General features: G+C 73.7%; 17 protein-coding genes. 8 read left to right on the plus strand and 9 right to left on the minus strand.

The window, feature by feature from the left end; genetic code table 11:
• The first annotated feature begins 198 nt into the window (after positions 1–198).
• Both AMOR_RS00495 and AMOR_RS00500 read left to right on the plus strand, forming a co-directional pair.
• Complete coding sequence (locus AMOR_RS00495) at positions 199–2,577, plus strand: N,N-dimethylformamidase beta subunit family domain-containing protein (RefSeq protein ID WP_248357479.1); 2,379 nt, start codon at positions 199–201, stop codon at positions 2,575–2,577.
• Between the two features lie 252 nt (positions 2,578–2,829).
• Positions 2,830–3,297, plus strand: coding sequence for a cupin domain-containing protein (locus AMOR_RS00500; RefSeq protein ID WP_248357480.1), 468 nt, complete (start codon positions 2,830–2,832; stop codon positions 3,295–3,297).
• 47 nt (positions 3,298–3,344) lie between these two features.
• On the opposite strand, the gene AMOR_RS00505 is transcribed toward AMOR_RS00500, so the two are convergent.
• The 3 genes from AMOR_RS00505 to AMOR_RS00515 are packed head-to-tail and all read right to left on the minus strand — an operon-like array spanning position 3,345 to position 9,747.
• Positions 3,345–4,220, minus strand: a complete 876-nt coding sequence (locus AMOR_RS00505) for a DNA-formamidopyrimidine glycosylase family protein (protein ID WP_248357482.1) — start codon at positions 4,218–4,220, stop codon at positions 3,345–3,347.
• Entirely contained in the window at positions 4,220–8,842 is a 4,623-nt protein-coding gene (locus AMOR_RS00510) for an Lhr family helicase (RefSeq protein WP_248357483.1), read from the minus strand. The genes AMOR_RS00505 and AMOR_RS00510 overlap by 1 nt, the downstream gene beginning before the upstream one ends.
• 59 nt (positions 8,843–8,901) lie before the next feature.
• Positions 8,902–9,747, minus strand: a complete 846-nt coding sequence (locus AMOR_RS00515) for a hypothetical protein (protein ID WP_248357485.1) — start codon at positions 9,745–9,747, stop codon at positions 8,902–8,904.
• Between the two features lie 481 nt (positions 9,748–10,228).
• On the opposite strand from AMOR_RS00515, the gene AMOR_RS00520 reads away from it, so the two are divergent.
• The 6 genes from AMOR_RS00520 to AMOR_RS00545 all read left to right on the plus strand — a co-directional run bounded on the left by AMOR_RS00520 (position 10,229) and on the right by AMOR_RS00545 (position 16,755).
• Positions 10,229–11,845, plus strand: coding sequence for a phytoene desaturase family protein (locus tag AMOR_RS00520; RefSeq protein ID WP_248357487.1), 1,617 nt, complete (start codon positions 10,229–10,231; stop codon positions 11,843–11,845).
• A gap of 104 nt (positions 11,846–11,949) precedes the next feature.
• Complete coding sequence (locus tag AMOR_RS00525; protein ID WP_248357488.1) at positions 11,950–13,143, plus strand: glycine C-acetyltransferase; 1,194 nt, start codon at positions 11,950–11,952, stop codon at positions 13,141–13,143.
• 36 nt (positions 13,144–13,179) lie between these two features.
• Positions 13,180–14,211: an L-threonine 3-dehydrogenase gene (tdh, locus tag AMOR_RS00530; RefSeq protein ID WP_248357490.1), complete on the plus strand. Its 1,032-nt coding sequence runs from the start codon at positions 13,180–13,182 to the stop codon at positions 14,209–14,211.
• Between the two features lie 385 nt (positions 14,212–14,596).
• On the plus strand, positions 14,597–14,830 hold the full coding sequence (locus AMOR_RS00535) for a sulfurtransferase TusA family protein (RefSeq protein WP_248357492.1): 234 nt from the start codon (positions 14,597–14,599) through the stop codon (positions 14,828–14,830).
• Position 14,831: 1 nt separating this feature from the next.
• Positions 14,832–15,194 (plus strand): DsrE family protein, encoded by a 363-nt coding sequence (locus tag AMOR_RS00540; protein WP_248357493.1) that lies wholly within the window; start codon positions 14,832–14,834, stop codon positions 15,192–15,194.
• A gap of 19 nt (positions 15,195–15,213) precedes the next feature.
• The gene (locus AMOR_RS00545) at positions 15,214–16,755 is read left to right on the plus strand and encodes a hypothetical protein (protein WP_248357495.1); all 1,542 of its coding nucleotides are present in this window, start codon (positions 15,214–15,216) and stop codon (positions 16,753–16,755) included.
• 5 nt (positions 16,756–16,760) lie between these two features.
• On the opposite strand, the gene AMOR_RS00550 is transcribed toward AMOR_RS00545, so the two are convergent.
• The 6 genes from AMOR_RS00550 to AMOR_RS00575 form a co-directional block, all read right to left on the minus strand.
• Complete coding sequence (locus AMOR_RS00550) at positions 16,761–18,101, minus strand: di-heme oxidoredictase family protein (RefSeq protein ID WP_248357497.1); 1,341 nt, start codon at positions 18,099–18,101, stop codon at positions 16,761–16,763.
• A gap of 284 nt (positions 18,102–18,385) precedes the next feature.
• Positions 18,386–18,793, minus strand: coding sequence for a nuclear transport factor 2 family protein (locus AMOR_RS00555; RefSeq protein WP_248357499.1), 408 nt, complete (start codon positions 18,791–18,793; stop codon positions 18,386–18,388).
• A gap of 9 nt (positions 18,794–18,802) precedes the next feature.
• On the minus strand, positions 18,803–19,543 hold the full coding sequence (locus AMOR_RS00560; protein WP_248357501.1) for a hypothetical protein: 741 nt from the start codon (positions 19,541–19,543) through the stop codon (positions 18,803–18,805).
• 414 nt (positions 19,544–19,957) lie between these two features.
• Positions 19,958–21,295, minus strand: coding sequence for a dicarboxylate/amino acid:cation symporter (locus AMOR_RS00565; RefSeq protein ID WP_248357503.1), 1,338 nt, complete (start codon positions 21,293–21,295; stop codon positions 19,958–19,960).
• Between the two features lie 350 nt (positions 21,296–21,645).
• Positions 21,646–23,055: a sigma-54-dependent transcriptional regulator gene (locus AMOR_RS00570; protein WP_248357505.1), complete on the minus strand. Its 1,410-nt coding sequence runs from the start codon at positions 23,053–23,055 to the stop codon at positions 21,646–21,648.
• Complete coding sequence (locus AMOR_RS00575) at positions 23,052–24,818, minus strand: transporter substrate-binding domain-containing protein (protein WP_248357507.1); 1,767 nt, start codon at positions 24,816–24,818, stop codon at positions 23,052–23,054. Before AMOR_RS00575 ends, AMOR_RS00570 begins: the two co-directional genes overlap by 4 nt.
• Positions 24,819–24,861 lie beyond the last annotated feature (43 nt).

Below are 24,861 nucleotides of genomic sequence, written 5' to 3' on the forward strand. Positions count from 1 at the left end.
GCGCTCCTGTCCGCCACGCTGCTCGCCTGCGCGCCCTCCGGGGCGCCGTCGCACCCCGGGCACGCGGACCCACCCCCGGTCGACCCGTCACCTCCGCCACCTCCACCTCCCCCGCCACCGCCTCCACCTCCGCCCCCGCCGCCCGATACCGGCCCCACGCTCCGCACCGCCTGGCCGGTCGGCCGCGCCGCAGGGTACGTGAACCCCATCCCGGCGGAGAACGCCAACGGCGGCGATTGGGGCTGGGCGGACGGGCAGGCGGGCGGCGGGCACCTCGAGGCTTACGCGGATCGGGTCTCCGCGCACGCCGGCGAGACGACCCGGATCATGGCGCGCTCTGACGTGGCGCGCGGCGTGACATGGGTCCTCTACCGGCTCGGCTGGTACGGCGGTGCGGGCGCGCGCGCGATCGCCTCCGGAGGCCCGGCGACGGTCGGGCCGCAGCCGCCGTGCCCGCCGGCGCCGGGGACCGGGCTCGTGCGCTGCGCGTGGCCCGCGGCGTTCACGATCCCGATCGACGGCGCGGCGGTGTCCGGCCTCCACGTGGTGAAGCTGCTCCGCGACGACGGCGTCGTCGCGTTCGCGCCCGTGGTCGTCGTGGACGAGCGCCCCGCGGACCTGCTCTTCCAGGCGGCGGTCAACACGTGGCAGGCGTACAACTCCTGGGGCGGGACCTCGCTGTACGACGATCCGGGCCACGTCGTGTCGGGGAGCCTCCCGCCGCTCGTCAGCTTCGACCGGCCGTACGGCGGCTCCGGCGGCCTCGGGCCGATGCTCTACTACGAGCTGCCCTTCGTCCGGTTCGCCGAGCGGAACGGCTACGACGTCTCGTACACCACCGACGTCGACGTCTCGGTGCGCGGCTGGCGCCACGTGTTCCGCGCGGGCGCGGTGGTCGTCGCGGGCCACGACGAGTACTGGTCCGGCGCGATCCGGGACACGCTCGAGGCGGTGCGCGACGCGGGCATGCCGCTCCTCTTCTTCAGCGCGAACACCGGTTACTGGAAGATCCGCTACGACGACCTGGCGCAGGCGCCGGCGAACCCTCGCGTCATCGCCTGCTACAAGAGCACGCAGCAGGACCCGGGCGCGGATCCCGTCTCCGGCCCGGAACGCACCGGGCGCTTCCGCGACCCGCAGATCGCGCGGCCGGAGAACGGGCTCGTCGGCGCGTACTACGAATCCTGGCTCCTCCTCTCCTTCCCGCTGGTCGTCACCGACCCGTCGAGCTGGCTGTTCGCGGGGACCGGCCTCGGCGCCGGCGACACGCTCCCGCTCGTGGTCGGCGTCGAGTACGACGTCGTCGGGGACAACGGCGCCGATCCGCCGGGGCTGCGGGTGGACGCGCGGTCGCCGGTGCTCGACGCCGAGGGGAGCCCCGGCTTCGCCGCCGCCGTCCACTACCGGGCGCCGAGCGGCGCGCTGGTGTTCGACGCGGGCAGCATCCGCTGGCCGCAGGGGCTCGACCCGTCCGACGACGCCTACGATCCGCGCGTCGAGCGGATGACCGCGAACGTGCTCCGCCAGGCGCTCGGGCTCGACGTGCCGGCCGGCGTGGGCGCCGGCGGGGTGTCACGATCCGTCTACGCCCCGCCGTCGGGGCCGTTCGCGCGCTCGGTGACGACGCGTGCGACCGGGCTCTCCGGTCCGACGGGGGTCGCGATGCTCCCCGACGGCACGCTCGCCGTCGCCGAGCCGCGGAACAACCGCATCCTCCGCGTGACGACCGCCGGGGCGATCTCCGTGCTCGCGGGCGACCTCGCGGCCTCGCGCCTGCCGCAGTTCGACGGCGTGCCGGGGCTCCAGGCGAGGTTCGATCACCCGACCAGCCTGCTCTCGATGCCGGACGGGAGCGTCCTCGTCTCGGACACCGTGAGCGGCTGCATCCGCCGAATCGGGACCGACCCCGACCACATCGTGACCACGTTCGCGGGCGCGATGGGCCAGCCTGGCCGCGTCGACGGGTCCGCGGCGAACGCGCGGTTCTCCTTCCCGATGGGGCTCGCCTACGACGCCCTGAACCGGCGCGTGCTGGTCGCGGACTCCGCCAACGACCGCGTGCGCGCCATCGATGCGGCGGGGAACGTGACGACGCTCGCCGGCGGCGCCGGCCGGGACGTGGACGGCCCGGGCGCGACCGCGGGCTTCGTCTACCCGACCGCGGTCGCGGCGGGGCCGGACGGGCGCGTGTACGTCGTGTCCAGCGTGACCGGGAAGGTGAAGGCGATCGGCGCCGATCCCGCCCACACCGTGATCACGCTGGCGGGCGGGGCCCTCGGCGCCGTGGACGGGCGCGGCAACCGCGCGCGGCTCGCTCCGCAGGCCGGCGCGGTGTTCACGGGTGGTCAGCTCCTCGTCTCGGATCCGGCGGGCTTCCGCGTCCGCGCCGTGCTCCCCGGGACCGGCACGACCGACACGGTGGTCTCCACGTGGGCGGGCACGGGAGCGCCGGGCGCCGTCGACGGCCCCGGGTCGACCGCCGAGCTCGGGCTCCCGGCCGGCCTCGGTCTCGGGGCGAACGGGTGCGTGTACGTCGCGGACGCGGCGAACGGGGCGATCCGGGCGTTGAACCCGTAGCGCGGGACGGGGACGGCTTACGCGCGCCGCGAGCGCGGATCAGGCGATCCGACCGAGCGGCGGGTCGAGCGGCCGGCGGATGCGACCCAGGGACCGAACCAACGTGGACCGCTCCGATCTCCCGATCGCTCTAGGCCTCACGTCGCATCCGCCCACGCAATCGCCTCCTTGCGCCCTTCATGACGACGGTCGGCGCGTCGTTCCCGGGCTAACGGACCCTCGCAGCCACGATCCCACGAGCAGGAGAGCGCCATGAACCAGCCGACCACCGCCGCCAGCGGACCCGCCGTACACCTCGGTCAGGACGACGGGGAGGCCTTCCGCCTCGGACCGCTCGAGATCATCGTCAAGGAGAACGGCTCCGGCACGCGGATGAACCTCGCGGTGGCCGAGTTCCGCGGCACCACGTTCCGCATCCCGCCCCACGTCCACACCGAGCACGACGAGACGATCTACGTCCTCGAAGGACGGATGGGGGTGAAGCTCGGCGAGCGGACCCTCACCGCCACCGCAGGCAGCTCGTTCACGATCCCGGTCAACGTGCCCCACGCGATCTGGAACGAGAGCGGCGAGCGGGTGCGCTTCCTCAACGTCATCGTCGCCGCGCGCTATCTCGACTACTTCCGCGAGATGGCCGCCGCGGCGACCACGGGCCTGCCACCGCCCGACGTGATCGCGAGGGTCATGGGGCACTACGGCCTCCGGCCGGTGGAGCAGTAGCCTCCCGGTCCCGCCTCGCCGCGATCCGTACCCGCCGCCGCCCGCGCTCACGGAGCCGGCTGGCACCGCGGGCAGAAGTACGTCACCCGGGCGTGGATCCCCTGCCGCGCGAACGCGACAGGAGCCCCGCACCGGCGGCAGGGCTCGCCTCCCCGTCCGTAGACGAACAGCCGCTCCCCGGGGTTCCACCGCCCCGTCGTGCGCCGGCCGGACGGCGCCCCCGCGCGGACGTTCGCGAGGAGGAGCCGCCGGGCCTCGGCGACGATGCGATCGACGTCGACGTCCGGGAGCTCCCGGACGCGCCGCGCCGGGTGAACGCCGGCCACGAAGAGGATCTCCGACTTGAAGACGTTCCCCGCGCCCGCGACCGCGGCCTGGTCGAGGAGCGCCTCGCCGACCTCCGCGTCGGGCCGCGCCCGGAGGCGCCGCGCCGCCTCCGCCGCGTCGAAGTCCGGCGCGAGCAGGTCCGGCCCCATCCGCGTGAGGTCACGCTGGCGCGCCAGCGCGCCGCGGTCCAGCAGCTCCGCGACGGGGACGTCGAAGGCGACCGCGACGGCATCGGCGGTCTCGACGACGATCCGCATCGCGCTCCGCGGCCGCTGCCAGCGCGCGCCCGGCCGGTACAGGTGCCAGGTCCCGTTCATGCGGAGGTGGGTGCGGAGGACGAGCGGGCCGGCCTTCGACTCCGCGGCCGCGGCGCGGCCGCCACGCTCGGGCCGAACGATGAGTGGCTGGCCCGAGAACGTCATCAGGAGGTGCTTGCCGGCGGCGGTGACGGCCTCGACGGTTCGGCCCGCGATCGGCCGGTCCACGTCGACGCGGGCGAGCTTCGGGAGCACGGTCTCGAAGCGCACCACCGTCCGCCCCGCGAGCGCGCGGTGCAGCGTGGCCGCCGTGCGGTGGAGAGTGTCGCCCTCCGGCATCAACCGAGGTCGGCGTCGGCGGGGAGCACGACCGTCGGCGGGAAGCTGCGCCGCGGGAGCCGGAGCGCGCCGCCGGAGGGCGCGAAGCCGGCCTGGACCAGGAACCCGGCGAGCGGGTGCTCCGCCGCGGGCACGCCGTTCACCTCCTCGACGAGGACGCCCTCGTCGCGGCCCTGCGCGCCGCGGGCCAGGTCCACGAGGGCGCGCGCCGCGGCGCGGCCGGCGCGCGAGCGCTCCGGCTCGGCCTCCGGGAGCCAGGCGAGGAGCTGGCGGAGGCCCTTGCCGAGGTAGACGACCGGGTCGCCGTCGACGATCACGACGCGAGCCCCCGCGGCGCGCGCGGGCCGCTTCCCGTCCGGCGCGCCCGGGAGCGGCGGCCACTCGAGCAGCGCGCCGTAGGGGTTCGCGGGATCGGCGGCGGCGAGCGTCGCGACCTCGGGCGCGTCGGCCGGCTCGCGCGCGGCGCGGAGCAGGTCGAGGGCCGCGCCCTGCGCGAACTGCATCGCGCCGACGTCGGCGACGAAGTAGCCGCGGCGGATGCGTCCCGCCTCCTCGAGGTGCCGGAACACCTCGTACACCGCGCTGAACCCGCCCGGCAGCCCCTCGGCGGCAGCGACGCCGCGCGTGACGACGCCGTACCGGTGCAGCAGCTGCTGCGCCATCGCCGCGCTCCACTCGGTCGGCGACGGCCGGGGCCGGCCGCCCGCCTCGCGCCGCGCGGCGACCAGCGTCCAGCGGCCCGAGGCGGGGGGCGGGGCCGCCAGCCTGGACCGGTAGGCGCCGGTCCCGACTCCGGTGCGCCGCTCGTGGCGGCGGCGCTTCTCGCGCCGCGGCGCCGTCTCGACGTACGCGCGGAGGGCCTGGAACGTGTCGTTCGTGACGAGGCCGCGCCAGACCAGCGTCCAGAGCGCGTCGACCGTGGCCTGGGCGAAGCCGCCGCCCGCGGCCTCGTGCAGCTCGGCGAAGAACGAGGCGCCTCGCCTCGCGAGGTGGTCGAGGATCCGCTGCTCGCGGTCGCCCTCCGGCGCCGGGGGGGCGGGCTGCTCCGGCGGGATGAGGCGCGGGAGCGCGTCCGCGAGGTAGAGCGCCACGCGCCCATCCCGCTCGCCGATGGGCTCGAGCCCCACCCAGAGCACCTCGCCCGACGCCGCGAGCGCGTCGAGATCGCCGCGCAGGTATCCTTCCACGCGCGCCGGCAGCACCTCGGTCTCGAGGATCGAGGCGGGGATCGGCGCGCCCTGGAGCTTCTCGACGGCGTCGAGCACCGCGTCGAGGCCGTGGCCCTTCCGGACGGCGCCGTGCCAGGCGAGCAGCGCGCGGGCGAGCACGCGCGGCTCGACGGGCTCGATCTCCTCCCGGAGGCGCGCGAGCGACCGCCGGCGGAGGCTCCGGAGGACGTCCGCGTCGCAGAACTCCCGCTCGCGGCCGTGCGGCCGGAACGCGCCCTCGAGGAGCCGTCCGGCGTTGACGAGCCGGTCGAGGGCGCGCTCCGCGGCGGCGCGGCCGAGGCCGAGCCGCGCGGCGACCTCGTCGGTCGTGAACGGCGCGTGCCGGCGCGCGAAGCGGAGCAGCAGGCCCTCGAGCGGCTCGCGGACGGGCGCGAGGAGCGCCTCGGGGAGTCCCGGCGGGAGCGGCACGCCGAGCGCGTCGCGGTACCGGGCGGCGTCCTCGACCGCGACGAGCCGCTCCTCGCCGGCGATGCGGAGCGGCACCGCGCGCCGCTCGGCGACGAGCCGGTCGGCGCTCGCCGCGACCTCGGGCGTGGCGCTCCGGCGGGCGATCTCCGCGCGGGAGAGATCGCCGAGGCGGAGCAGCAGGTCGGCGACGCCGTCGGCGCTCCGGACCCGCAGCTCGGGCGGCAGGTGCTGCAGCCGCGATTCCAGCTCCGCCATCGCGTCCGCGTCGAGGAGCGCGCGCAGCTCCGCCTCGCCGAGCAGCTCGCGCAGCTGGGCCTGGTCGATGGCGAGCGCCTGCGCGCGGCGCTCCGCGAGGGGCGCGTCGCCGTCGTAGATGAAGCTCGCGACGAAGCCGAAGAGGATCGAGGCCGCGAACGGCGACGGCGCGCGCGTGTCTGCGGTCACCACGCGGACCCGGCGGGCCTGGACGTCCCGGAGCAGCTCGACGAGGGCCGGGAGGTCGAAGGTGTCGCGCAGGCACTCGCGGTAGGCCTCGAGCAGGATCGGAAACTCCCCGAAGCGAGAGGCGACCGCGAGGAGATCGGCGGCGCGCTTCCGCTGCTGCCACAGGGGGGCGCGGTGGCCGGGGCGGCGCCGGGGCAGGAGCAGCGCCCGCGCGGCGGCCTCGCGGAACCTGGCCGCGAAGAGCGCCGTCGCGCCGAGCTGGCCGACGACGAGGTCCTCGAGCTCGTCCGGTTCCGGGAGCAGCAGCGCCGGGTCGGGCGGCGCGTCCGCGTCCGGGAACCGCATGGCGAACCCGTCGTTCGTCCAGAGCGTCTCCACCTCCACGCCGAGCCGCTCGCGGACGCGGGCCACCGCCGCCATGCACCACGGCACGAGGACCGGCGTGCCGAGGGGCGCGAGGAGGCAGATCCGCCAGTCCCCCAGCTCGTCCCGGCTCCGCTCGATGACGAGCGTCCGGTCGTCGGGCACCGCCCCCGTCGCCTGGGCCTGGTCGGCGAGGTAGCGGACCAGGTTCTCCGCGGCGCGCGCGTCGAGGCCGTGGCGCGTCCGGAGGCGCTCCACGGCGGCGGACCGCGGGACGTCGCGGAGCTCCCGGACGAGCGCGCCGATCCGGCGCCCCAGCTCGAGCGAGCGGCCGGCGGCGTCGCCGTGCCAGAACGGCATCTTCCCGGGCTCGCCCGGCGCGGGCGAGACGAGGACCCGGTCGTGGGTGATGTCCTCGATCCGCCAGGTGGACGCGCCGAGCATGAAGGTCTCGCCGACCTTCGACTCGAACACCATCTCCTCGTCGAGCTCGCCGACGCGGGTCTGCCCGGCCTTCCCGCCCGCGAGGAACACGCCGTAGAGGCCGCGGTCCGGGATCGTCCCCCCGTTCACCACCGCGACGCGGCGGGCCCCCTCCCGCGCGCGGAGGACGCCGCGCACGCGGTCCCAGGTGATGCGCGGGCGCAGCTCCGCGAGCTCCTCCGACGGGTAGCGGCCCGAGAGCAGGTCCAGGACGCCCTCGAAGATGGTCCGCGGCAGCTCGGCGAACGGCGCCGCGCGCCGGACCGCTGCGTGGAGGTCCTCGACGGTCCAGTCGTCGAGCGACACCATCGCGACGACCTGCTGGGCGAGGACGTCGAGCGGGTTGCGCGGATACCGCGTCTCCTCGACGGCGCCCTCCTGCATCGCTTCGGCGATCGCGGCGCAGGCGACGAGGTCGGCGCGGTACTTGGGGAAGACGACGCCCCGGCTCGTACCGCCGACCTGATGGCTCGCGCGCCCGATCCGCTGCATCCCGCTCGCCACTGACGGCGGCGCCTCGATCTGCACGACGAGGTCGACCGCGCCCATGTCGATGCCCAGCTCGAGCGAGGAGGTGGCGACGAGCGCGCGGACCCTGCCGGCCTTGAGGTTGTCCTCGATGGCGATCCGCTGGGTGCGCGCGATGGATCCGTGGTGCGCCTGCGCGAGCAGCTCGCCCGCGAGGTCGTTCAGCGCCGCCGCGAGCCGCTCCGCGACGCGCCGGCTGTTCACGAAGAGGATGGTCGAGCGGTGCGCCTTCACGAGCTCGACGAGGCGGGGGTGGATCGCCGTCCAGATCGAGGCGCGCACGGGCTGCGACGCGGGGCCGTCCGGGATCTCGAGCGGCTCGCCGAGGCGCGACATGTCCTCGACCGGCACCTCGATGCGGAGCTCGATGCGCTTCCGCGCGCCCGCGTCGACGATGGTGACGGGCCGCCATTCGGGGGCGGCCGCGGCGTCGCGGACCTCGCCGAGGGCGCGGACGGTGCCAGCCGCGCTTCGCCCGCGCCGGGACGTGGCGCCTCCCGTGGCGCCCCCGAGGAAGCGCGCCACCTCGTCGAGGGGACGCTGCGTGGCGGAGAGGCCGATGCGCTGGAGCGGCCGGCCGGCGAGCGCCTCGAGCCGCTCGAGCGACAGCGCGAGGTGCGCGCCGCGCTTCGTCGGCACGAGCGCGTGGATCTCGTCGACGATCACCGTCTCGACCGAGCGGAGCACCTCGCGCGCGTTCGAGGTGAGGAGCAGGTACAGCGACTCCGGGGTGGTGATGAGGATGTCCGCCGGGTCCCGGCTGAAGCGGGCGCGCTCCTTCGCCGGCGTGTCGCCGCTCCGGACCGCGACGGCAGGCACGCGGAAGGCGTCGCCGCGGTCCGCCGCGACCTGTGAGATCCCGGCGAGCGGCGCGCGGAGGTTCCGCTCGACGTCCACCGCGAGCGCCTTGAGCGGCGAGACGTAGAGGACGCGCAGCCGCTCCTTCCTGGGCGGCTCCGGCGCGAACATCAGCCGGTCGAGGGACGAGAGGAACGCCGCGAGCGTCTTGCCGCTGCCCGTCGGCGCGAGGAGGAGCGTGCTCTCCCCCCGGTGGATGGGGGGCCAGCCGAGCGCCTGCGCCGGCGTGGGCGCCTCGAAGACGCGCGCGAACCACGCGGTGACCGCGGGGTGGAACGGCACGTCCGGGGCGGGGCCACGCTCGGGCACCCGCCTGTTGTAACGCAGGGCGCCGACGGAGGCAGGGTGGTGTACCCGAACGATCACCACTATCTCAGCGCGATCTCCGGGCGCTCCACGGCAACGGTCATGCTCCCGACCCGCGCCACGACCCGCAGCTCTACCTTCGCGCCCTGGAGCCCGGCGAGCAGCGCCCCGCCCTCCGCATCCAGCTGCGCACCGCCAGCGCGCGACCGCTCCCGGACCGCCACCCGAGGCGGCTCCGTCCACGCCGGCGCTGGAGCCGGGGACGCAGGGGCCGGCGGCGGCCCCACCGAGACGGCTTCCGCCACCACCGGCGTCGCCCCCGCCGCAGCCGGCGGCACCGCGATCAGCGGGGCCTGCGCCGCAACCACAGGCTCCTCCACGATCCTCTGCCCCGCCGCCACCACGGGCGCGATCGGCGCCCGCGCAGGCTCCTCCGGCGCCGCGGGCGGCGGCACCGCATCTGCCCGCGCGCTCCGCTCCACCGCGGCGGCCGCCGACGCACGCCGCACCGCATCCAGCACCTGCCGCTGCGTCGCCGTCGGACGGCGCAGCGGCGGCGGCTCCTCGACGGCCACCCTCGGCACCCGCGCCGGCTCCGGAGCGACCGCCGCCGCCGGGGGCACCGGCTGCGCCGCGACGGCCGGCCCCGCGCTCGCGCCCTCCGTGGGCTCGACCACCCGCACCGGCGGCGCCGCGTCGAGCGACATCGCCGTCGCCGGCAGGTCCCGAACGAGCGACGGCGACACCTGCGTCGTGCCGCGCGCCGCCTTCCGCGGAAGCAGCCCCGCCTCCGCACGGGCCTTGTTGTAGGCGGACCACTCGGACGGCTTCCGGCTCGACGGGGCGGTGGGCGCGGGCGAGAGCCTCGCGGCGAGGGCGAGGGACAGCACCAGGGTGGTGACGGACATGGGGGCGGGCGCCGGCGGGGGAGAGCACCGGCCCCGCGACGTTGCACCCCCGGCGCACGGGCGGGGAGCCCCCGGGCATGCGCCGGCCCGTCGTGGCACGGGGGGGACCCCTCACGCGCGCGGCGGGGAAGGGAGGAGTGCTTCGGCTGTCGGTCGAGCACCGGTGAACGGCTCACGCAAAATCGGGACACGGGACACGGGACACGGGACACGGGTCACGGGTCACGGGTCACGGAGAACGGGTTCGGCAACGGAGAACGGTAACGGCAACGGGAACGGCACGCGTCTCTAGCCTTCTTGCCCGTTACCGTTACCGTTGCCGTTTCCGTCACCGTCATTCGTTCCCGTGTCCCGCTTCCCGTGGCCCGTGGCCCCCGGCCCGTCCCCCGGCCCGTCCCCCGGCCCGTCCCCCGGACCCGCCCCGCCCCCCCTCCTCGACCCCGCCTTGCGCGCCGCCTCCGGCCCTCCTAGGCAAGCAGCCGTGCAGGCGTGGGACCTCGCGATCGTCGGCGGCGGACACAACGGCCTCGTCACGGCGGCGTACGCGGCCCGCGGCGGGCTCCGCACCATCGTGCTCGAGGCGCGCGACCGCGTGGGGGGCGCGTGCGTCACCGAGGAGCCCTGGCCCGGGTTCAAGGTCTCCACGGCCGCGTACGTGGTGAGCCTGTTCCGACCGGAGATCGTGCGCGACCTCGACCTCGCGCGGCACGGCTACGTCGTGCTCCCCCGGAGCCCGTCGTCGTTCACGCCGCTCCCGGACGGCCGGTCGCTCCTCCTCGGGCCGGATCCCGCGCTGAACCGCCGCGAGATCGCGCGCCTCTCCGCGCGGGACGCGGAGCGGTTCCCCGCCTACGAGGCGATGCTCGACCGGATCGCACGAGTCGTCGAGCCGACCCTGCTCGAGACGCCCCCCGATCCGTTCTCGCGGCGCCCCCGCGACCTGCTCCGGCTGGCACGGCTCGGCTGGAGCCTCCTCCGCCTCGGCCCGGACGGCCCGCGCGCGATCGAGCTCCTCGTCGGAGCCGCGCGCCCCGTCCTCGACCGCTGGTTCGAGTCCGACGCCCTCAAGGCGACGCTCGCGACGGACGCGATCATCGGGGCATTGGCGTCGCCGTCCACGCCGGGGACGGCGTACGTCCTCTTCCACCACGTCATGGGCGAGGTGAACGGCGTCCGCGGCGTCTGGGGCTACGTGCGCGGCGGCATGGGCGCGCTCTCGGAGGCGCTCGCGGCCGTGGCGCGCGCGGCCGGCGCGGAGATCCGGACGGGCGCGCCGGTCGCGCGGATCCGCGTCCGGGAGGGGAAGGCGGACGGCGTGATCCTGGCGGACGGCTCCGAGCTGGACGCGCGGCGCGTCGCCTCGAGCGCCGACGCGCGCCGCACGCTCCTCGACCTCGCCGGCCCCGCCCACCTGCCGGAGGGCGTCGCCGATGCCATCCGCGCCCTCGACTTCTCGAGCGCGTCGCTCAAGGTGAACCTCGCGCTGTCGGAGCTGCCGAGCTTCGGCGCCCTCCCCGGTCACGCGCCGGGTCCCCAGCATCGCGGGACGATCCATGTCGCGCCGTCGCTCGACTACCTGGAGCGCGCGTTCGCCGACGCCGCGCGCGGGCGGCCCTCGGAGGAGCCGGTCATCGAGTGCACGATCCCGTCGGTGGTCGACCCGACGGTCGCGCCGCCGGGGCGCCACGTCATGTCGATGTTCGTGCAGTACGCGCCGTACCGCCTCGCCGAGGGGACCTGGGACGCGCGGAAGGAGGCGTTCGCCGACCGGTGCGTCGAGCTGGTGGATCGGGTCGCCCCCGGGTTCCCCGCCTCGGTGCTGCACCGCGAGGTGCTCTCGCCGCTCGACCTCGAGCGGCGGTTCGGGCTCACCGGCGGAAACATCTTCCAGGGAGCCATGACGCCCCAGCAGCTCTTCTTCCTGCGGCCGCTGCCGGGGTACGCCGACTACCGCACCCCGGTGCGCGACCTGTACCTCTGCGGCGCCGCCACGCACCCCGGCGGCGGAGTCATGGGCGCGTGCGGCCGGAACGCCGCACGGGAGATCCTGCGGGACGCACGGCGCGGCTGGCCCGAGCGGCGGGGTCACGCACGGTAGACTCCAGCCCGGCGACCGGATCCCCGCCCGGGAAACCGGCGCGAGGGCCTCTTCCGGGTTACAAGGAGGGCGCCGTTCGTCCTCCAACCGACCGAGGTCGCCCGATGACGCGCGCCTTCCAGGAACACCTCCGGACGCAGCTCGCCCAGCTCGACGCCGAGGGGCTCGTGAAGCGGGAGCGGGTGATCACGAGCCCGCAGGGCGCGTGGGTCGAGGCCGACGGCAGACGCGTGGTGAACCTCTGCGCGAACAACTATCTCGGGCTCGCGGGGCGGCCGGAGCTCGTCGAGGCGGGCCGGGAGGCGCTCCCCCGCTACGGCTTCGGGATGTCGTCCGTCCGCTTCATCTGCGGGACCCAGGACGTGCACAAGGAGCTCGAGGGGCGGCTCGCGCGCTTCCTCGGGTTCGAGGACGCCATCCTGTTCTCTTCCTGCTTCGACGCGAACGGCGGCGTCTTCGAGGCGCTCCTCGGCGAGGAGGACGCCGTGATCTCCGACGCGCTGAACCACGCGTCGATCATCGACGGCATCCGGCTCTGCAAGGCGCGCCGGTACCGGTACGCCAACGGCGACATGGCGGACCTCGCCGCGCGGCTCGCCGAGGCGGACGCGGCAGGGGCGCGCTTCAAGCTCGTCGTCACCGACGGCGTGTTCTCGATGGACGGCTACTTCGCGAAGCTGCCGGAGATCTGCGCCCTCGCGGAGCGGCACGGCGCGCTCGTGATGGTGGACGACAGCCACGCGGTCGGGTTCGTCGGCGAGAAGGGCCGCGGCACCCCCGAGCACCACGGCGTGATGGGCCGCGTGCACCTCGTGACAGGCACGCTCGGGAAGGCGCTCGGCGGCGCGGCGGGCGGCTACGTGGCCGCGTCGCGCGAGGTCGTCGAGTGGCTCCGGCAGAAGGCGCGGCCGTACCTCTTCTCGAACACCCTCCCGCCGGTGATCGCGGCCGTGTCGCTGACGGTGCTCGACATGCTCGAGCAGGGCGACGAGCTCCGCCGCCGGCTGCGGGACAACGCCCGGCACTTCCGGACCGAGATGACGAAGCTCGGGTTCGAGCTGCTCCCGGGCGAGCACCCGATCGTGCCCGTCATGCTCCACGAGGCCCCGCTCGCGCAGGAGTTCGCGCGGCGGCTCCTCGAGGAGCGCGTCTACGCCGTCGGCTTCTTCTTCCCCGTCGTCCCGCGCGGCCAGGCGCGCATCCGCACGCAGATGAGCGCGGCGCACTCGCGCGAGGACCTGGACCTCGCGGTCGCCGCGTTCGCGAAGGTCGGCCGGGACCTCGGCGTCATCCGCTGATCCCTCCTCCCCTGCCCGCACACCCGGAGCCGCGCCATGAAGGCCCTCGTCAAGTCGAAGCCCCAGGAAGGCATCTGGATGGTGAAGGACGCGCCCGCGCCGGAGGTCGGCGTCCACGACGTGATGATCCGCGTCGTGAAGAGCGCGATCTGCGGCACGGACGTGCACATCTACAACTGGGACGCGTGGAGCCAGAAGACCATCCCGGTGCCCATGATCGTCGGCCACGAGTACGTCGGCCGCGTCGAGCGGGTCGGCGACGAGGTGGAGGCGTTCAAGCCTGGCGACCGCGTCTCCGGCGAGGGCCACGTGACCTGCGGCTTCTGTCGGAACTGCCGCGCGGGGCGGCGCCACCTCTGCCGGCACAGCGTCGGCGTCGGCGTCCAGCGCCCCGGCTCCTTCGCCGAGTACGTCGTCATCCCCGCGGTGAACGTCTACCGGATCCCGGACGACATCCCGGACGACGTGGCCGCGATCTTCGACCCGTTCGGCAACGCCGCGCACACCGCCCTGTCCTTCGACCTCGTCGGCGAGGACGTCCTCGTCACCGGCGCGGGCCCCATCGGCTGCATGGCGGCGGCGATCGCGCGCCACGTCGGGGCGCGGCACGTGGTGGTGACGGACGTGAACGACTACCGGCTCGGGCTCGCCGCGAAGCTCGGCGCCTCCCGAACCGTCAACGTCGCCCGCGAGGACCTCCGCGGCGTCATGAAGGACCTCGGGATGAAGGAGGGCTTCGACGTCGGCCTGGAGATGAGCGGGAACGGCCGCGCGTTCCGGCAGCTCATCGACGTGATGAACCACGGCGGCCGCGTCGCGCTCCTCGGGATCATGCCCGGGGAGGAGGCGATCGACTGGAGCCAGGTCGTCTTCAAGGGGCTCGTGCTGAAGGGCATCTACGGGCGGGAGATGTTCGAGACCTGGTACAAGATGGTCGCGATGCTGCAGAGCGGGCTCGACATCTCCGCCGCCATCACCCACCGCTTCCCGATCGACGAGTTCCAGCGCGGCTTCGACGTGATGCGGAGCGGGCAGTCCGGGAAGGTGATCCTGGACTGGGAGGCGTGAGGGAGCCTCGGGGGCTTCCGCCAGCCGGGCACCTCGTCGGCAACGCGCACCGGATGGTGCTCGAATACGCGACGCGCTCCTGTCTGCTCCGACGAACCCCTCCCTTCACGGAAGCAGTGCAACCTCCGGGTGCTTGCTGGTAGAAGCAGAACCGAAGGGAGGTGAGGATCTTGATCGCGATCGAGTCGCGCGCGCCCCGCGAGCGCTGAGGCCGCAAGGCCGGGGAGCCGGTGGCTTCCCAAGACAGATCAGGGAGCGCGGTCGGAGGATCTTCACCTCTGCTCCTCCGCCGCTAACGACCTTCATTCCGGGAAGCCGGGGCGCGGCTCGTCGGCGCACGGCGACTCGTGCGTTCACGTCGTCGGCAGGACGAGGCATCGAGCACATGGACGATACCTTTCACGCGGATGACGCGTGGGATGCCGGCGGCATGGGGTGCGGAGAGCTCGTCTTCCTGCTCGCGATGCGGATGCGCGCCATGAAGCCCGGCGCCGTCCTCCAGCTCACCGCGACGGATCTCGGGGCGCCGCACGACATCCCGGCCTGGTGCCGCATGACCGGACACCCGCTCCTCCGAGCGGAACACCCCCAGTACTTCATTCGACGAAAGGACAGCTGACATGCCTGGAAAGCTCTGCGTCTCGATCACGCACGCGAAGAACGACACCGACAAGGCGACCGTCGGGTTCGTGGTGGCGAACGCCTCCGTGGCGTCCGCGCAGGAGACGCTGGTGTTCCTCTCCACGGAGGCGGTGCGCATCGCGGTGAAGGGGTACGCCGAGGAGATCCACGAGGAGGGCTTCGCTCCGCTGAAGGAGCTGGTCTCGAACTTCGTGAAGACCGGCGGCACGATCTACGTGTGCTCGCCGTGCTTCAAGAAGCGCGGACTCGACGAGAAGGCGCTCATCGAAAGGGCGACGATCGTCGGCGGCGCGAAGCTCGTGGAGTTCCTCGCCGCCGGTGCCGCCTGCATCTCGTACTAGCGAGCGAGAGTCGAAAATGATGAGCTCCGAACCTCGTCACCCGTACCAGCCGCAGGCCAGCTTCGACGGCGGGAGCCTCGACTGCGGGAGCGGCCTCCTGCTCCTCATCCGGCAGCACATCGATCCGCTGGCGGACGGCGCGCTCCTGGAGATCAGGTCCTCCGAATCGTCGGTGCGCGTGGACCTTCCGGCCTGGTGCCGGATGACGGGAAACGAGCTCGTCTCGCAACAGGACGGCGCCGGCGGCTCGAGCTTCCTCGTCGCAAAGGGGAAGTTCGTCCCGCCGGCGCCCGTTGCGACGGCACCGGCAACCCGGGTGGGCACCGTCCGCCCTGCCAGGCCGGTGCAGGTGCCCGAGCTGCTTCCGGCCCCTGCGCCAGCGCCGGCCGTCGCGCCGCTGTCGGTGATGGGCGTCGGCAGCTGGCCGCGCCCGCGCTGGTTACTGGAGGCGCTGCACGCGCACCTCGAGGGGAAGCTCGGCGACGCCGAGTTCGAGCAGACGGCCGACGACGCGGTGAAGCTCTCGGTGGCGGCGCAGGTCGCGGCGGGCGTGGACGTCGTGACCGACGGAGAGCAGCGACGCGACAACTACGCGAGCTTCATCGGCGCGCGGCTCGACAACTGCCAGCTCGTCCCGATCACCGATCTCCTCTCGTACGTCAGCGATCCCGCCGAGTTCGAGCGGGAGCTGCGCGCGCTCGACGTCCCGGCGGGGAAGGTGCGCCACCCGGCCGTGCTCGGGCCGCTCTCGCGGAGCCGACCGCTCGCCGTCCACGAGCTCGAGTTCGCGAAGACGCAGACGGTGCTGCCGGTGAAGGTCGCCTTGCCCGGGCCTTACCTCCTCACCCGCACGATGTGGATGGAGTGCATCTCGGATCGGGCTTACGCGGATCGTGAGGCGCTCGCGAAGGACGTCGTCCGCGTGTTGCGAGAGGAGATTCACTTCCTCCTCGCTGCCGGCGCGGCGCTCGTGCAGATCGACGAGCCGGTGCTGTCGGAGGTCGTCTTCGGCGGCAGCGTGACGGGAAACCGCACGTTCATGTGCGGCGTCCTGGACGCGCGCGGCTCTCCCGACGCCGAGCTGGGATTCGCCGAGGCCCTCCTCGCCGAGCTGACCCGCGGCCTTCCGCGCGAACGGCTCGCGCTGCACATCTGCCGCGGCAACTGGACGCCGGACGAGCGGGTGGCGCTCGCCGGCGATTACCGCCCGCTCTTGCCGTTCCTGACGCGCGCGCCGGTAGGCACCGTCCTGCTCGAGCTCGCGACTCCGCGCGCCGGTGAGCTCGAGGTGCTGCGGGGGCTGCCAGACGACAAGCGGATCGGAGTCGGCCTCGTGAACCAGAAGCTCGCCACGGTCGAGGTCGCGGACGACGTCCTGGCCCGCGCCGAGCACGCGGTCCAGCTGTTCGGTGCGCAGCGCGTGCTCCTCAACCCGGACTGCGGGTTCGCGACCTTCGCGGACAACCCGATCGCGTCCGCGGCCGTCGCCGCGGACAAGCTTCGGGTGCTCGCTCACGCTGCACGCGCCCTCCGGCGGCGCCACCTCGCGCGTGGTGACTAGGGCGCTCACAGCGACCGCAGGAACGCGACCAGGGCCTGCCGGTCGTCGCTCCCGAGCTGCCGGTAGCGCCTGACCACCACGTTCGCCTCGCTGCCCGGGCTCGCGTGCGCCTCGATGGCGTCACCGAGGTCCCGCGTCCGGCCGTCGTGAAGCAGGAAGATCCGGTATCCGAGGCCCCACAGCGGCGCGGTGCGGAACTCGCGGGGGCCGGCGGTACCCTGGGAGACGCCGTCCGCGAGCCCGACGCCCATGTCGTGGACGAGCAGGTCGGAGTAGAGGCTCACCGGCTGCTCCGAGAGCGCCGCCGTCCTCGCCTTGCCGGTCCGCAGCGTGGGCGTGTGGCAGAGCACGCACCCGGTGCTCGCGAAGACCGCACGGCCGCGGACGATCGCCGGCGTGTCCGGCGCGGGGGCCGGAGGCGCGAGGAAGCGCATGAACGCCGCGAACTTCGTGATCCCGGCGTGCGCCGTGCCCGGATCCGTCACGAACGAGGCGAAGTCCTCGGGCAGCGGGTTGAAGGCGCAGCCCGGGTCCTCCTCCCGCTCGTTCCCGAAGAGCGCGTTCGTGACGCCCTGCTCGACGTTGTAGGCCTCCCCCGCGAACATCAGGAGCGACTTGTTCTGCGCCTTCCAGCCGAAGCGCGTGATGCTCCCGTCGTTCCCGCTCACGTTCGGATGACCGGAGATGCCGAGCAGCATCTTCGCGAACGCTCTCGCGCGCATGTTGTCGAGGATCGCCTGGTCGGGGATCGCCTCGATGAGCCCGCCCCCGAAGACGGGCGTGGGGATCCGGAAGATGACGTTCGGGTCGCCGCCCTGACCGGTCACGGGATCGCCGGCGGCGCCGTAGTCCGGCTGCCGGAGGGAGCACCCGGGCGCGTCGGTCCGACCGGTGATGACGTACATCTGCACCACCGAGCCGTCGCGGGACCCGTCCGGCCGGGCGACGTATCGCGCCTCTCGGATCGGGCCGTCCGGCGCGACGAACCAGGGGACCCGGTTCGTCGCCCCGGCTGCGGAGGCCATCGCGACCTGCGGGTTCACGGCGGGGCTGGTCCCGCCGGCGGCGGGCTGCGCGTGGCACCCGGCGCAGCTGTCGAGGTTGAAGCGCGGCCCGAGGCCCGACTCGGTGCCCGGGATCACCGCGTCGCCCTGCACGGATGCCCGGACGACGAAGTCCTGCAGGCCGGCCTGGAAGAACGCGAGCTCCTCGGCCGTGAGCCCGGGGAGCGGATCACCGATCCCCTGAGCGGCGGCGCGGATGCCCGTATCGTGGTTCGAGCCGGCGGCAGCCGGCGCGAGCGGCATGGCGAGCAGGACGACCAGCGCGCGGAGCGGCGCCCGCAAGCGCGCATGGGCGTTCCGCCTGGAATTGCATCGAGCAGTCCACATGAGTCCCCTCCAAGCCGGGCAGGCGCCTCGGGCGGCTGCGGCTTCGAGCGTTCGAACGAGAGGAGTGCAAGCTGACCGCTCGACGAGCGGGCGCCCACGCTACCGGTGGGCACTCACTCGCGGGCTACGGCGATCGCAGGTTCGCGATTCTGCGCGCATGGCGAGAGCCTGTGTGCTGGCCCCTCGTCTGCGCGCGCCGACCGGCCCATCGCCGCCGGTGGCAACGGACCGACCGCCGCTCACCCCGCGACGACGGTCCCCTGGTGGAACAGGATCTTCCAGGCGCCGTCCACCTTCCGCCAGATCGTCAGCCGGCGCGTCACGCGCTCGCGCTGACGGAGCGTGTAGGTGAGCGCGTACGTGGATTCTCCGAGCTCCCGGCAGTGGAACTCGCTCGTCTCCCACGGATCGTCGTGCGGGCACGACCAGCGGTCCTCGACCGTCGCGAGCACGAAGGCGCGACCGTACCGGCGCCCGGAGGCGCCCACTTCCCAGAAGTCCGCCCCCGTCTGCGCCTCGAGCTCGGCGCGCGTCGTGCCGAGCTCGGGGCGATGGAAGATCGGCTCGCGCGCGCGCAGCTCCTCGAGGACGCCGAGCAGCCGCGGCTCCGTCGCGAGATCCGGCTCGGAGGTCCCGTCGTCCTTCATGGACGGGGATCAGCGGTGGCCGCCGCCGCCGCGGCCGACGGCGCCGCCGCGAGGGGCGAAGCCGCCGCGGGGAGCGCCGACTCCGACGCCGCCCCCAGGCACCGGACGCATCACGGGTCCTCCGCGGAACCCCGGAACGGCGACGGGACCGCGGTAGACAGGCGCGCTCCCTGGCAACGGCGCACGCGTCGCGTACGGCCGCGTCGGGTAAGGGCGCGTCGGGTACGTACGCCCGGGGACCGGATGCCCAGGGTATGGACGCGTCGGGTACGTGTACCCGTGCCCGTGCCCGTAGTGGTAGTACGGAGCGTAGTAGTTGTACCAGGCGAACCCGACGGCTCCGTAGACTCCGAAATACGGCCACGGGCCGTATCCCCAGACCCACGGCGCCCCGACCCAGCACCAGCCGTAGACCGGGTAGTAGACGTACATGTACGGGTAACCGCCGCCACCATCCGGCGGGACGTACGTGTACGACGAGTCATACGGCATCCAGACCCAGCCGTACTGGGACGTGTAGACCCACTGCCCATCGGGCGCAGCAGCCTGCTGCTGCTGCTGCTGCGGCGGCGCGGGGATCTTGGCCGGCGGCGGGGGTGGCGTCTCCTTCGGCTCGGCGACAGTGGGCTCCTTGCTCGCGGCCGTGTCGTCGGGCTCACTGGTCCACTCTTCCTGCTGGGCCCTCGAGATCGCGGGAGCGAGGAGCGTGGCCAGCGCCAGCGTAACGACCAGCTTCAGCGTGGTCCTCATGGCGGACTCCTCGGCTGCCCTATTCTTACACACACGCAGGGGGGCGCGCAGGGGTCATCGGGGATGCGATCCCGTTGGACGCCAACTGATTCTCGGCCGCCGCGACGAGCGCCCCGCAGGCGTCCGCGGAACGGCTCCTGCGCTCCCGCGCCCTGCGCGCCCTCGCCGGCATGGCGCGCACGCCGCCGACGGGAGCACCGGCGTCGCGCCCTATTCGACCAAGGAAAACGCCGGCCCGGCTTGGAGCCGGACCGGCGCAAGGCCAGCCGAAGGGGGGTCGGCCTGCCTACTTGCGGGTCGGGTTCTCGCTCGGTCGGCAGGCCGTGCGGCTGTCGATCTCCGAGATACCCGCCCAGAACCGCTGCAGCATCGTGAACAGGCGCTTCATCGTGCGTCGTGCTCCTTCGTCGGGGTCTACTTGCCCGCGCTGAGGGCGGCGTCGTCGAGCATCGCCGGGACGGGGATCGGCTCGGGCGTCAGCTCGGCCTCGTCGTCGATGGCGACCTCGCCCGCCAGGACGCTGCGGGCCCGCTCGACGTTCAGCTCGCCCTCCCAGCGGGAAACGGCGACCGACGCGACGCCATTCCCGATGAGGTTCGTGATGGCGCGCGCCTCGGACATGAAGCGGTCCACGCCGAGGAGCAGCGCGAGGCCGGCGACCGGGATGTTCCCGACGACGGAGAGCGTGGCGGCGAGCGTGATGAACCCGCCGCCGGTGACCGCGGCCGCGCCCTTCGAGGTGAGGAGGAGGACCGCGAGGATCTCGAGCTCCTGCCCGAGCGTGAGGTGCGTGCCGGTCGCCTGCGCCACGAAGATGGTCGCCAGCGTGAGGTAGATCGACGTGCCGTCGAGGTTGAAGGAGTAGCCCATCGGCACGACGAGGCCGACGACCGGCTTCGAGCAGCCGAGCTTCTCCATCTTCCGCATCATGAGCGGCAGCGCGGACTCGGAGGAGCTCGTGCCGAGGACCACGAAGATCTCCTCCTTGATGTAGCGGAGGAACCGGAGGATCGAGAGGCCGCACGACCGCATCACGAACCCGAGCACGACGATGACGAACACCGTGGAGGTCGCGTAGAAGCAGGCCATCAGCTTGCCCAGGCTGAGGAGCGTCGCGACGCCGTACTTACCCACCGTGAACGCCATCGCGCCGAAGGCGCCGATGGGCGCGAGCTTCATCACGTAGCTCACGATCTTGAACAGGACCGAGGAGAGGCCGTCGATGAACTCCGTGATCGTCTTCCCGACCGGCCCGATGCTCGCGAGCGCGACGCCGAACAGGATCGAGAAGAGGAGGACCTGGAGGATGTCGCCCTTCGCGAACGCGTCCGCGACGTCCTTCGGGATCACGTTCATGAGGAACTCGACCGTCCCGTGCTGCTGCGCGCCGGTCGTGTAGGTCGCGACCGCCTTCGCGTCGAGCGTCGCCGGGTTCACGTTCATGCCCGCGCCGGGCGACGCGATCTTCGCGACGATGAGCCCGATGACGAGCGCCACCGTCGTGAGGAGCTCGAAGTAGACGATGCCCTTCAGGCCCACGCGGCCGACCTTCTTCAGGTCGCCCATCTTCGCGATGCCCGTGACCACCGTCGCGAACACGATCGGCGCGATGAGCATCTTCACGAGCTTGATGAAGCCGTCGCCGAGCGGCTTCATCGCTGCGCCGGTGGACGGGTAGAGGTGGCCGAGGACGGCGCCGAGCGCCACCGCGACGAGCACCTGCAGGTAGAGGCTGCGAGCGAATCGCTTCACGTGGGCTCCTGTTCCCGGGGGCGCTCCCCGGCGGCGCGCCGCCGTTCGTCGATGCTTCCGGTCGACGAACCCGGCGTTTTCTGGAGCCTTCTTCCTGAGCACGCGCGGTGCCGCCGGGCCGGGCAGCGGCGAGATCGAAAAAGTGGCGTGACGACGCGGGCGACTCTCGCATCGGCGCCGCAGGGCCGCGCGGAACGGGTATTCCGGCGGGAATCGCGCCGCCCGCGATCCGCGGCGGAGCGCCGCGATCCCGCGGGGTTGGAACCGGCATTCCCGCGGGCATCATCATTCCCTGCGGAATGCCCGTTCGGAAGAGGTCACCGGACGTTCACGCGGACGCTGCGCGCCGCTCAGCGCCGGTACGCCTTCAGCCGCTTCGACAGCGCCGGCTGCGAGATGCCGATGAGCCGCGCCGCGAGCGTCTGGTTCCCGCCCGCGCGCGTCATCGCCTCGCGCACGAGCAGCTCGAGGGCCTCGTCGAACGTGGGCAGCCGCTCCGCGCCCGCGAACGGGTTCCGGTCGGAGGCCGCCTCGCCCGGCGGCGGCTCCCCGGCCCGGCCGATCGCCTCGAGGAAGGCGTCCATGGAGAGGACCCGGTCCTTGTGGAGCGACACCGCGTCGAAGACCATCGCCCGGAGCTCGCGGACGTTGCCGGGGAAGTCGTGCGTCTGGAGCAGCTGCGCGAGCTGCCGCGGCGGCGTCGGCCGCTTCTTCCCGAGCGAGCGGGCCGCCTCCTCGAGGAAGTGCTCGAGCAGGAGCGGGATGTCGTCCTTGCGCTCGCGGAGCGGCGGGACGCGGACCCGGTGCGTCCGGAGCCGGTAGTAGAGGTCGCGCCGGAACGCGCCCGCCTGCTCCTTCGCGGCGAGGTCCTGGTGCGTCGCCGCGATGACCCGCGCCCGCACCTTCCGCGGCCGGTCGGCGCCGAGCGGGAAGAACTCGCCCTCCTGGAGGAACCGGAGCAGCTTCACCTGCGACGGGATCGAGAGGTCGCCGATCTCGTCGAGGAAGAGCGTCCCGTTCTCCGCCTCCTCCACCATGCCGCGCCGCGGCTGGTCGGCGCCGGTGAACGCGCCGCGGACGTGTCCGAAGAGCGTGTCGGCGAACACCGCGTCGTCGAGCCCGGCGACGTTCACCGCGACGAGCTTCCCGGCGCAGCCCGACAGCCGGTGCGCCGCGCGCGCCACGAGCTCCTTGCCGACGCCGCTCTCGCCGGTGACGAGGAGCGGCTGCGGGCTCCTCGCCACCGCCTCGACGTACGCGAAGAGCGTTCGCATCGTCGAATCCTGGGTGACGATCCCCTCGAACGCCTCCGGGTGGCGCAGCTCGCCGGAGAGGAGGCGCGTCGCGACCTCCACGTTCTCGCGCTGCAGCTCCTGCATCCGGAGCGCGCGGAGGACGCCGGCGATGAGCCGGTCCTCCTCCTCGGTCTTCACGTGGTAGTCGAAGGCGCCGAGCCTCATGCACCGCACGGCGGTCTCGACCTGGTTCAGGCCCGAGACCACGATGACGGCGACGTCCGGGTGCTCGGTGGTGATCCTCGGGAGGAGGTCCTCGCCGGAGAGGTGCGGCATCGTGAGGTCCAGCAGGACCACCGCGATGTCGTCGCCCGCGAGGATCTCCATCACCTTGCGCGGGTCCTGGCAGGTGACGACATGGCGGAGCCCGGCCGACCGCTCGAGCGCGAGGCTCATCGAGCGGAGCCAGGCGGGCTCGTCGTCGACGAGGAGGATCCCGAACGCGGCCGCGCTCCCCTCGCTCACCCCGCGCTCCTCCGCTCCTCCGCGTCGGCGGGCGCGAGGGCGGGGAGCGCGATCGTCGCGACGGTCCCGGCGCCCACCTCGGATGTGAACCTGAGGGTGCCGCCGTGGTCCTTCACGATGCCGGCGGACACGGAGAGCCCGAGCCCGGTCCCGCCCGCGGTCCGCTTCGTCGTGAAGAACGGCTCCTCGATGCGCGCCAGGTGCTCGGGGGGGATGCCGACGCCCTGGTCGCGCACCTCGAGCAGCACCTCTCCGCGCTCCGCGTCGTGCCGCGTCGAGAGGCGGATCCCGTGGCTCGCGTCGGGCAGCGCCTCGCAGGCGTTGAGGAGCAGGTTGACCACGACCTGCTCGATCCGCTGCGAGTTCACGCGGACGCGGGGGAGCCCGTCCCCGAGGGCCAGCTCGAACCGGTCCGTCGCGTTGCGGATGGCGTTCCCGACCAGCCGCGCGGCCGCGCGGGCGACGTCGTTCAGGTCCACCGGCTCGAGCGCCGGGTCGTCCTCGCGCCGGGCGAAGTCCTTCAGGTCGTCGACGATGCGCTTGATGCGGCGTCCGCCGGCGTGCATCTCGTCGAGGAGGCCCGGGAGCTCCTCCCGGAGGCGCGCGTACGGCAGGCCCGCAATCGTGAGGCCCTCGTTCCCGCCCCGCGCGTCGAGCTCGGAGAGGAGGTCCCCGAACGTCTCCTTGAGGAGCGGCATGTTGAGGAGCACGAGGCCGACGGGGTTGTTGATCTCGTGGGCGACGCCGGAGACGAGGACCCCGAGCGCCGCGAGCTTGTCCGCCTGCACGAGCTGCCGCTGGTGCTGGCGGAGCTCCTCGACCGCGCGCCTCCGCTCGGCCACCTCGCGGGCGAGCGACGCGGTGCGGACCGCCACCTGCCGCTGCAGGGATCGCGACCAGAGCACCGTCCCGGCGAGGATCGCGAGGAGCGGCACGAGCACCAGGGTCGCCCACCGCGCGACGGTCCCGAGGGAGAGACCCTGCGGCTCGAGCACCCCGAGCCAGCGCTGGTGGAGCTCCTCGTAGCGGCCGGTCTTCTTGAGGATGGCGAGCCCCTCGTCGAGCCTGGCGAGCAGCTCGCCGTTCCCCTTGCGCACCGCGAAGCCGTACCGCTCGGCGGCGATGCTGCGCGCGACGGGGACCACGTTGGTGAGCTGCAGCTCCCGGGTGATCCAGATCCCGGGCAGGAGCGCGACCACCACGTAGTCGTGCTCGCCGGAGGCGAGGAGCCGGAGCGCGTCGGCGGGCGTCCCGGTCCGGACGAGCGTCGCGCCGAGGCCGCGCTGCGTGAGCGTCTCGTCCATGATGCCGCCGCCAAAGACGATGACCTCCTTCCCGCGAAGCTCCTCGAGCGACGCCACCGGCGGCGTCCCCCGCCGGGCGAAGATCGCGTGGTGGACGATGGCGTGCGGCGGGGAGAAGTCGAGCGTGCGCGCCCGCTCGTCGGAGAAGGAGATGCCCTCGAGGACGTCGATCTGGCCGGCGTCGAGCCCCGCGCGGATCTCCGACCAGTCGCCGAAGCGGAACTCGACCTCGAGCCCCATCACCTCGGCGATCGCGCGGGTGAGCTCGACGTTGTAGCCGGCGGGCTTCCCGTCCCGGTCCAGGAACTCGTAGGGCGGGTAGTCGCGATCGGCGCCGACGACGATCGTCCGGCGAGTCCCGCCGCCGACCGCCGCACCTGCGAGGTCCTGCCCGCGCGCCGCGGGCCCGGCGAGCGCGAGCAGGGCGGCTGCGAGCGGTGCGAGGGAGCGGCGGCGCATCGAGCGCGGAACGGTACCGCGCCCCACCCGCGCCCACAAGCGC

The organism is Anaeromyxobacter oryzae (genome assembly GCF_023169945.1).
GTDB classification, from domain to species: domain Bacteria; phylum Myxococcota; class Myxococcia; order Myxococcales; family Anaeromyxobacteraceae; genus Anaeromyxobacter; species Anaeromyxobacter oryzae.

Excerpts from the sequence above, each read along its gene's own strand:
- AMOR_RS00545 (WP_248357495.1), top strand. The coding sequence starts at position 15,214 with ATGAGCTCCGAACCTCGTCACCCGTACCAGCCGCAGGCCAGCTTCGAC.
- AMOR_RS00500 (WP_248357480.1), top strand. The coding sequence starts at position 2,830 with ATGAACCAGCCGACCACCGCCGCCAGCGGACCCGCCGTACACCTCGGT.
- AMOR_RS00535 (WP_248357492.1), top strand. The coding sequence starts at position 14,597 with ATGGACGATACCTTTCACGCGGATGACGCGTGGGATGCCGGCGGCATG.
- AMOR_RS00505 (WP_248357482.1), bottom strand. The coding sequence starts at position 4,220 with ATGCCGGAGGGCGACACTCTCCACCGCACGGCGGCCACGCTGCACCGC.
- AMOR_RS00540 (WP_248357493.1), top strand. The coding sequence starts at position 14,832 with ATGCCTGGAAAGCTCTGCGTCTCGATCACGCACGCGAAGAACGACACC.
- AMOR_RS00515 (WP_248357485.1), bottom strand. The coding sequence starts at position 9,747 with ATGTCCGTCACCACCCTGGTGCTGTCCCTCGCCCTCGCCGCGAGGCTC.
- AMOR_RS00560 (WP_248357501.1), bottom strand. The coding sequence starts at position 19,543 with ATGAGGACCACGCTGAAGCTGGTCGTTACGCTGGCGCTGGCCACGCTC.
- AMOR_RS00555 (WP_248357499.1), bottom strand. The coding sequence starts at position 18,793 with ATGAAGGACGACGGGACCTCCGAGCCGGATCTCGCGACGGAGCCGCGG.
- tdh (WP_248357490.1), top strand. The coding sequence starts at position 13,180 with ATGAAGGCCCTCGTCAAGTCGAAGCCCCAGGAAGGCATCTGGATGGTG.
- AMOR_RS00525 (WP_248357488.1), top strand. The coding sequence starts at position 11,950 with ATGACGCGCGCCTTCCAGGAACACCTCCGGACGCAGCTCGCCCAGCTC.
- AMOR_RS00575 (WP_248357507.1), bottom strand. The coding sequence starts at position 24,818 with ATGCGCCGCCGCTCCCTCGCACCGCTCGCAGCCGCCCTGCTCGCGCTC.